The organism is Actinoalloteichus spitiensis RMV-1378 (assembly GCF_000239155.1).
Classification (GTDB): domain Bacteria; phylum Actinomycetota; class Actinomycetes; order Mycobacteriales; family Pseudonocardiaceae; genus Actinoalloteichus_B; species Actinoalloteichus_B spitiensis.
Genome location: NZ_AGVX02000612.1, coordinates 1 through 6,389, shown reverse-complemented (window position 1 = coordinate 6,389; position 6,389 = coordinate 1). Strand labels below are relative to the sequence as shown.

Sequence of the window (6,389 nt, the reverse complement as noted above, 5' to 3'; positions counted from 1 at the left end):
CCCGGTCCTCAGCCCAGCGGCTGGCCGCCTCGTCCCCGCACGTGGGCTGGCACCTCGCTGCCCTCGGGGAGCAGCGGACAGGGTTCGGGATCTCCCCAGCGCTGGTGCAGGGGCAGCACCCCGGCCCACCGGGATCCCGCCGCGACGTCCTCCTCGTCGTCGCCGGGCGGAGCGGCCCGGACCTTGACCGCTGCCTCCGTGAGGTCCAGTGCGAGGACCGCCGTGGCGGCCAACTCCCTCGGGGTGGGAGACCTGGCGTGTTCCCACGACCCCGGCGCGAGCCGTTCGGTCACCGCGCGCAGCCCCTCCAGCTTCGTGACCGGGTCCTCCACCAGGACCGGTGTGCCGTGGATGACGGCCGACCGGTAGTTCACCGAGTGGTGGAAGACCGAACGCGCGTACACCACGCCGTCGAGCAGGGTGACCGCGACGCAGGCCTCCGCGCCCCCGGCCAGCGCCCGCAGGCTCGCCGCGCCCGTGGAGCCGTGCAGGTAGAGGGTGTCCGCCACCCGCCCGTAGCAGGTGGGGAGCACCACCGGGCTCCCGTCGAGGACGAGTGACAGCTGGCAGACCAGGCCGACGTCGAGGATCGAGTACAGGGTCTCGCGGTCGGCGACGGACCTCCGCCGACCACGTCGTACGGTGCTGCGAGCGGTGGGGGACAGCGGTTGTGTGGTCATGCCCCCAGTGTCGGAGGCTTAATGGCATCCTGGAAGGGCCACAGATCAGCGGATTGGAAAGGCCACTTCGGCGATGACGCGTGGTGAACCCGCGACCGAGATCCCCGTGAGCCTCGACCGCGAGGCGGGCCCTCCGCTGGCCGTGCAGCTGGCCGACGCGTTGCGGGCCGCCGCCGTGGACGGCCTGCTGCGGGCCGGGGACCGGCTGCCGGCGACCCGGCGGTTGGCCGCCCACCTGGGGGTCAGCCGGACGGTCACCACGGCCGCCTACGAACAGCTGCACGCCGAGGGCTGGCTCACCGGGCGCCACGGTTCTGGCACCTACGTCACGACGAGCCCCCCGACCGGGGCCGCCCGGCAGACAGCCGTGGACGACGCCGAGCCGGAGGCGGTGGAGCTGGTCGACCTCACACCCGGTGCCCCCTGGTCGGAGGGGATCGACCGCGCCGCGTGGCGGCGGGCCTGGCGCGCCTCGGCGGAGGTCCCCCCGATGACCCGGCCCAGGCGGGCCGGGCTCCCCGAGTACCGCGCCGTGGTCGCCGAACACCTGCTGCGGCACCGGGGCCTGGCGGTCCCGAGGGCGCACGAGGTCGACAGCCCGGTGATCGCGACCGCGGGGACGACAGCGGGCCTGGTCGAGACCGTCCGCGCCGTGCTGCGCCCCGGGGACGTCGTGGCCGTCGAGGAGCCCGGGTACCAGCGGGCGGTCGGGGCGCTTCTCGCCGCCGGCCTGCGCGTCGTGCCCGCGCCGGTCGACGGGGACGGCCTGCTCGTCGAACGGGTGCCCACCGGGGTGCGGGCCGTGTACTGCTCGCCGGCGCACCAGTACCCGCTCGGGGGGCGGCTTCCGGCGGCGCGCCGGGTCGCACTGGTCGAACGGGCGCGGCGTGACGGGTTCCTCGTCATCGAGGACGACTACGACGGCGAGCTGCGCTACGACGTCGCTCCGCTGCCCCTGCTGGCGGCGCTCGCCCCGGAACACGTCGTCCACCTCGGCACCACGAGCAAGATCCTCACGCCCACGCTCGGGGTGGGGTGGATGGTCGCGCCGGCTTCGGTGCGCCGGGCGGTGCTGGACGCCCGGGACCGCTCCGGAGTGGGTCCCGCCGCGGCGGGCCAACGCGTGCTGGTCGAGCTCGCGAGGCATGGAGACCTGGGGCGGCACCTGCGTCGCACCCGGCGGGAGTTCGCCCGCCGCCGGGGCGCTCTCGTCGACGCGTTCACCTCGGCCGGCCTTCCCGTGCTGGGGGATGAGGCGGGCGCGCACCTCGTGCTCCCGCTGCCGTCCGCCGCCGCCGAACAGCGGGTGATCGGATCGGCACGGCGGGCGGGCCTCGCCCTGGACGGCCTCGGCCGACACCACCAGGGGCCGGCCGGGCACTACGGCATCGCCCTCGGGTACGCGGCCTGCTCGTCGAGGGAACTGGCCTCGGCCACCCCCGTTCTCACCAGCCTCGTCGCCGCCGCGTGGTGACGCGGAATACCGGATTGCGCCGAGTGGGTGGAGCGGCCGGCCGGTAGGGTCCAGAACCATGACGCAGCGCAAGATCCGGGTCGCGGTCGTCTTCGGCGGCCAGAGCAACGAGCACGCCATCTCCTGCGTGTCGGCGGGCAGCGTGCTCGCGCACCTGGACCGGGATCGTTTCGAGGTCGTTCCCGTCGGCATCACCCGCGAGGGAGGCTGGGTGCTGGGTGGGGACGACCCGGAGCAGCTGGCGATCCGGGACCGGGCGCTGCCCGAGGTGGACGGGACCAGCGCGTCCCTGGTGCTGCCGGGAGGAGCGGGCGGTGACCTCGTCCGGCTCGACCCGGGGCGTGAGGGCGAGCTGCTCTCCGGGGTGGATGTGGTCTTCCCGGTACTGCACGGCTCCTACGGGGAGGACGGGACCATCCAGGGGCTGCTGGAGATGGCCGGGGTCCCCTACGTCGGGCCGGGGGTTTTCGCCAGCGCCGCCGCGATGGACAAGGAGTTCACCAAGAAGCTCCTGGGGGCGGCCGGGCTCTCGGTGGGGCGGTACGTCGTGCTCCGCCGCCAGCAGGCGACGCTGACCGAGGACCAGCGGGCCGATCTCGGTCTTCCCGTCTTCGTGAAACCGGCCAGGGCGGGTTCGTCGCTGGGCATCTCCAGGGTCACCGACTGGTCCGAGCTGGACGCGGCCATCGCGGAGGCGCGGCGCACCGACCCGAAGGTGATCGTCGAGGCCGCGGTCCGGGGCCGTGAGATCGAGTGCGGGGTGCTGGAGTTCCCCGACGGTGAGGTGCGCGCGTCCCTGCCGGCTGAGATCCGCATGGTGGCCGACGGTGTCGACTGGTACGACTTCGAGGCCAAGTACCTGGATGACGTCTGCGAGTTCGACATCCCCGCCAAGCTCGACGACGCGGTCGTCGAACGGCTCCGGCACCAGGCGGTGACCGCGTTCACCGCCCTGGACTGCCAGGGGCTGGCCCGCGTCGACTTCTTCGTCAGCGATGAGGGCGAGCTGGTCGTCAACGAGATCAACACGATGCCCGGTTTCACCCCGATCTCGATGTACCCGAAGATGTGGCAGCACACCGGTATCGACATCGGGACGCTCACCGGCGTCCTCGTGGACACCGCCCTGGCCAGGGGGACCGGCCTACGGTGACGGTGAGGGGGGCGGTCCGCCGGACGGCCAGGGCACGCTCGGCAACACCGTGATGAGGGTGCCGAGCCCCGCCTGGTGGAAGCGGCGCAGGGTGCCGGCGTCATCGGAGATGACGTTCAGCTCGCCGCCGCGCCGCCTCAGCCGTTGGTAGGTGGACACCAGCGCGTACACGCCCACGCGGCCCACGAAGTCGACGCTGCCCAGGTCGACCACCATGCGCGTCGCCCCGTTCCGCAGGCAGTCGCCGAGGAATCCCCAGAACATCTCGGCGTTGGGCGTGTCCAGTTCTCCGGTGACCTCGACGACGACCCAGCCGTACCGGAGCCCGTGGCGGAGCCGCAGGTCCCAGGTGTCCCCGCCCGCCTCGTCCACCATCGGCCGCGTCGTCATAACCGCCTCCTCGCACGCCGGTCGAGGTGGCCGTGGCACCCCGTCCTGGAGGAGAGGTGCCCGTTCGCGGGCTTCCCGAATCGTGCCCTCACCCGGCCGGGGCCCGGTCGGGGCGTGTTCCCGCGCGGTGGGCGACGGCCGCTGTCCGTTCCCGGCGGCTCGGGGCACCGCGCTGGGCGGGTTGGCGGAGGGCGCGGCGGCGCTGGTCGCCGTGGTGGCCGCGCCCCTCGTACGGGGGGCGTCCGACGGTCGCGCCCCCGGTGTCCCGGTGTCGGGCCTCGAGTCCGGGGGCCAGCGGACGGGGCGGAAGCGGCCTCGGCCGGCTCCCACCGCCCGGCTCCGGCGGACCGGTGCCGCGGCCGGGACCGACACTGGTCGGAAGGCGCCGCGCCACCTGGCTCTGGCGGTGCTGCCCGGTGCGCCCACCAGTGGTGACGTTCCGCCGCCCGGCGGGCGGGGAACCGACCAGGGGGTGGGGTCACCCCACCTCGACGTCGACGCGTTCCAGCACGGCGGCGATGGCCTCGGAGACGTCCTGGATCGGACCGCTCCCGGTGTCGTCGGGCACCGTGAGGGCGACCCCGACCGGCCGGTCCACCGCCGCCCAGGTCGTCAGCCCCTCCCCCGGCATCTCCAGCCACTGGACCCCGGAGACCTCCACCAGCTCGGAGGTCGGCGTGAGATCGGCCGGTGCGCCCAGCCCGCACCGCACGACCACCGGGTCGTGGTCGGCGTTGCCCCAGGCCATCGCGCCGGCCGGGGCGGGCTCCATCAGCTCCCGAAGGGTCAGGGTGTGCCCGGCCGACACGGTCTCCTCGGGGAGCTCCTCGAGGAGCGCGGCGCATTCGGCCGAGTCCGCGTCGGGCGCCGGGACGGCGGAGAGCGGCAGCGGACCGGTTCGGCGCTGGCCCTGCCCGTCGTACTCGTCAGCGGCCTCCTCGGCGGGAGGCGCGGTCATCGCGATCCCGGCGACGCCGACACCCAGCGCGACGGGCAGCGCGATGGCCACCACCACCACCGCACGGGGGAACCCACTCGACGGCCTGTCCGACATGGGATCCATGACAGCACGCCGAGCGGGCCGGGACCACGGCGGGGCCGGGTCAGAGGCGGACCACCGGACACGTCAGCGTCCGGGTGATCCCCTGGACGTTCTGGATGTTGGCGACCACCAGTTGGCCCAGTTCGTCCACGTTCGCCGCCTCCGCCCGCACGACGACGTCGTAGGGGCCGGTGACGTCCTCGGCGGTCGTCACGCCGGGGATGCCGGCGATCTGCTCCGCCACCGCGGCTGCCTTGCCGACCTCGGTCTGGATGAGGATGTATGCCTTGACCACGGCGTGCCCCTTCGTGTCGTCAGTGTGCTCGGGGTAGGAACGTGAGCAGCAAGGTACCCCAGCCGTCGACGCGGTCGGGGCTTGGAGACTTCTGGAGGTCCGCGTGCAGCCGGAACCGGCGCAGAACCCGGACACGGTCGCCGGGCTCGGAGAGTTCGGGTTCATCGAGCGCATCACCGGCGGTCGGCCGCAACCGTCCACCACCCTGCTCGGCCCCGGCGACGACGCGGCCGTGGTCGCCGCGCCGGACGGGCGGGTGGTGACGTCGACGGACGTCCTGGTCGAGGGGGTGCACTTCCGGCTGGACTGGTCCAGCCCCGAGCAGGTCGGGGCGAAGGCGGTGGCGGTCAACGTCGCCGACGTGGCCGCGATGGGGGCCGTTCCCACGGGGCTGCTCGTCGGACTGGCGTGCCCGCCCACGCTGACCGCGGAGATCGCCGACCGCATGACCGAGGGCATGTGGCAGGAGGCGAGCAGGGCGGGCGTGGGGGTCGTCGGCGGTGACGTCGTCTCCGCCGGGAGCATCGTGATATCCGTCACCGCCTTAGGGAGCCTGCAGGGCAGGGAACCGGTCACTCGGTCGGGGGCGCGGGTTGGCGACGTGGTCGCCGTCCGAGGGCGACTCGGCTGGTCGGCCGCCGGCCTCGCCGTGCTCAGCCGCGGCTTCCGCTCGCCGGGGACGGTCGTCGGAGCGCACCGGTGCCCCCAGCCTCCCTACCAGGCCGGCCCTGAAGCGGCCCTGGCCGGCGCGACCGCGATGATCGACGTGTCCGACGGGCTCCTGGCCGACCTGGGGCACATCGCGGCCAGCTCCTCGGTCGCCATCGACATCTGGTCGGAGCGGATGGAGGTGCACCAACGCCTCGTCGACGTGGCCTCCGCCCTGGGGTCCGATCCGTTGCACTGGGTGCTGACCGGCGGCGAGGACCACGCGCTCGCCGCGACCTTCCCGTCGGCGGCCGCGCTGCCGCCGGGGTGGCGCGTGATCGGCACGGTCCGCGAGGGAAGCGGCGTGACGGTGAACGGGCGGACCTACGAGCAGCCCGCCGGATGGGAGCACTGGCGCTGACGACGAGGGCCGCCGGGAAGGCGGACACGCCCAACCGCACGCCCTTGGTGAACGGCGTGTCGGAATACGTAGGCTGACGCGCATGCAGCTTCGCCTCCTCGCCTTCGACCACCCCGACTCCCTGACGCTGACCAACGCCGTGCAACAGGAGTACGTGGTCCGCTACGGCGAGGAGGACGTCACCCCGGTCGAACCGGCACAGTTCGCCCCGCCCAACGGGCTGTTCGCCGTCGGGTACCTCGACGACCGGCCGGTCGCCTGCGGGGGGTGGCGGCGGGGGGGCGGG

Annotated in this window: 7 protein-coding genes and 1 pseudogene; 4 read left to right on the top strand and 4 right to left on the bottom strand. The window is 74.0% G+C overall.

The genetic code is table 11. The features are described 5' to 3' along the window. Nucleotides 1–8 precede the first annotated feature (8 nt). Complete coding sequence (locus ACTIDRAF_RS0222650; protein WP_016700993.1) at nucleotides 9–680, bottom strand: pyridoxamine 5'-phosphate oxidase family protein; 672 nt, start codon at nucleotides 678–680, stop codon at nucleotides 9–11. A 73-nt stretch (nucleotides 681–753) separates the two neighbouring features. Here ACTIDRAF_RS0222650 and ACTIDRAF_RS0222645 point away from each other — a divergent pair, with 73 nt between their 5' ends. Both ACTIDRAF_RS0222645 and ACTIDRAF_RS0222640 read left to right on the top strand, forming a co-directional pair. Further along, nucleotides 754–2,154, top strand: coding sequence for an aminotransferase-like domain-containing protein (locus ACTIDRAF_RS0222645; RefSeq protein WP_016700992.1), 1,401 nt, complete (start codon nucleotides 754–756; stop codon nucleotides 2,152–2,154). A gap of 58 nt (nucleotides 2,155–2,212) precedes the next feature. Continuing rightward, nucleotides 2,213–3,307, top strand: coding sequence for a D-alanine--D-alanine ligase family protein (locus ACTIDRAF_RS0222640; RefSeq protein WP_016700991.1), 1,095 nt, complete (start codon nucleotides 2,213–2,215; stop codon nucleotides 3,305–3,307). Here the strand turns inward: ACTIDRAF_RS0222640 and ACTIDRAF_RS32225 are convergent. From ACTIDRAF_RS32225 to ACTIDRAF_RS0222625, 3 genes are all read right to left on the bottom strand, one after another. Continuing rightward, a complete protein-coding gene (locus ACTIDRAF_RS32225) occupies nucleotides 3,299–3,697 on the bottom strand; it encodes an STAS domain-containing protein (RefSeq protein WP_016700990.1) in 399 nt (132 codons plus the stop codon). The genes ACTIDRAF_RS0222640 and ACTIDRAF_RS32225 overlap by 9 nt on opposite strands. A gap of 478 nt (nucleotides 3,698–4,175) precedes the next feature. Further along, on the bottom strand, nucleotides 4,176–4,751 hold the full coding sequence (locus ACTIDRAF_RS0222630) for a DUF3515 domain-containing protein (RefSeq protein ID WP_157163215.1): 576 nt from the start codon (nucleotides 4,749–4,751) through the stop codon (nucleotides 4,176–4,178). A gap of 49 nt (nucleotides 4,752–4,800) precedes the next feature. Next, nucleotides 4,801–5,034: an Lrp/AsnC family transcriptional regulator gene (locus ACTIDRAF_RS0222625; RefSeq protein ID WP_016700988.1), complete on the bottom strand. Its 234-nt coding sequence runs from the start codon at nucleotides 5,032–5,034 to the stop codon at nucleotides 4,801–4,803. 103 nt (nucleotides 5,035–5,137) lie between these two features. Here ACTIDRAF_RS0222625 and ACTIDRAF_RS0222620 point away from each other — a divergent pair, with 103 nt between their 5' ends. Further along, the gene (locus tag ACTIDRAF_RS0222620) at nucleotides 5,138–6,103 is read left to right on the top strand and encodes a thiamine-phosphate kinase (RefSeq protein ID WP_016700987.1); all 966 of its coding nucleotides are present in this window, start codon (nucleotides 5,138–5,140) and stop codon (nucleotides 6,101–6,103) included. Between the two features lie 82 nt (nucleotides 6,104–6,185). Continuing rightward, nucleotides 6,186–6,389 (top strand): annotated as a pseudogene (locus ACTIDRAF_RS0222615) (GNAT family N-acetyltransferase); the annotation flags it as partial.

Excerpts from the sequence above, each read along its gene's own strand:
- ACTIDRAF_RS0222645 (WP_016700992.1), top strand. The coding sequence starts at position 754 with ATGACGCGTGGTGAACCCGCGACCGAGATCCCCGTGAGCCTCGACCGC.
- ACTIDRAF_RS0222640 (WP_016700991.1), top strand. The coding sequence starts at position 2,213 with ATGACGCAGCGCAAGATCCGGGTCGCGGTCGTCTTCGGCGGCCAGAGC.
- ACTIDRAF_RS32225 (WP_016700990.1), bottom strand. The coding sequence starts at position 3,697 with ATGACGACGCGGCCGATGGTGGACGAGGCGGGCGGGGACACCTGGGAC.
- ACTIDRAF_RS0222650 (WP_016700993.1), bottom strand. The coding sequence starts at position 680 with ATGACCACACAACCGCTGTCCCCCACCGCTCGCAGCACCGTACGACGT.
- ACTIDRAF_RS0222630 (WP_157163215.1), bottom strand. The coding sequence starts at position 4,751 with ATGTCGGACAGGCCGTCGAGTGGGTTCCCCCGTGCGGTGGTGGTGGTG.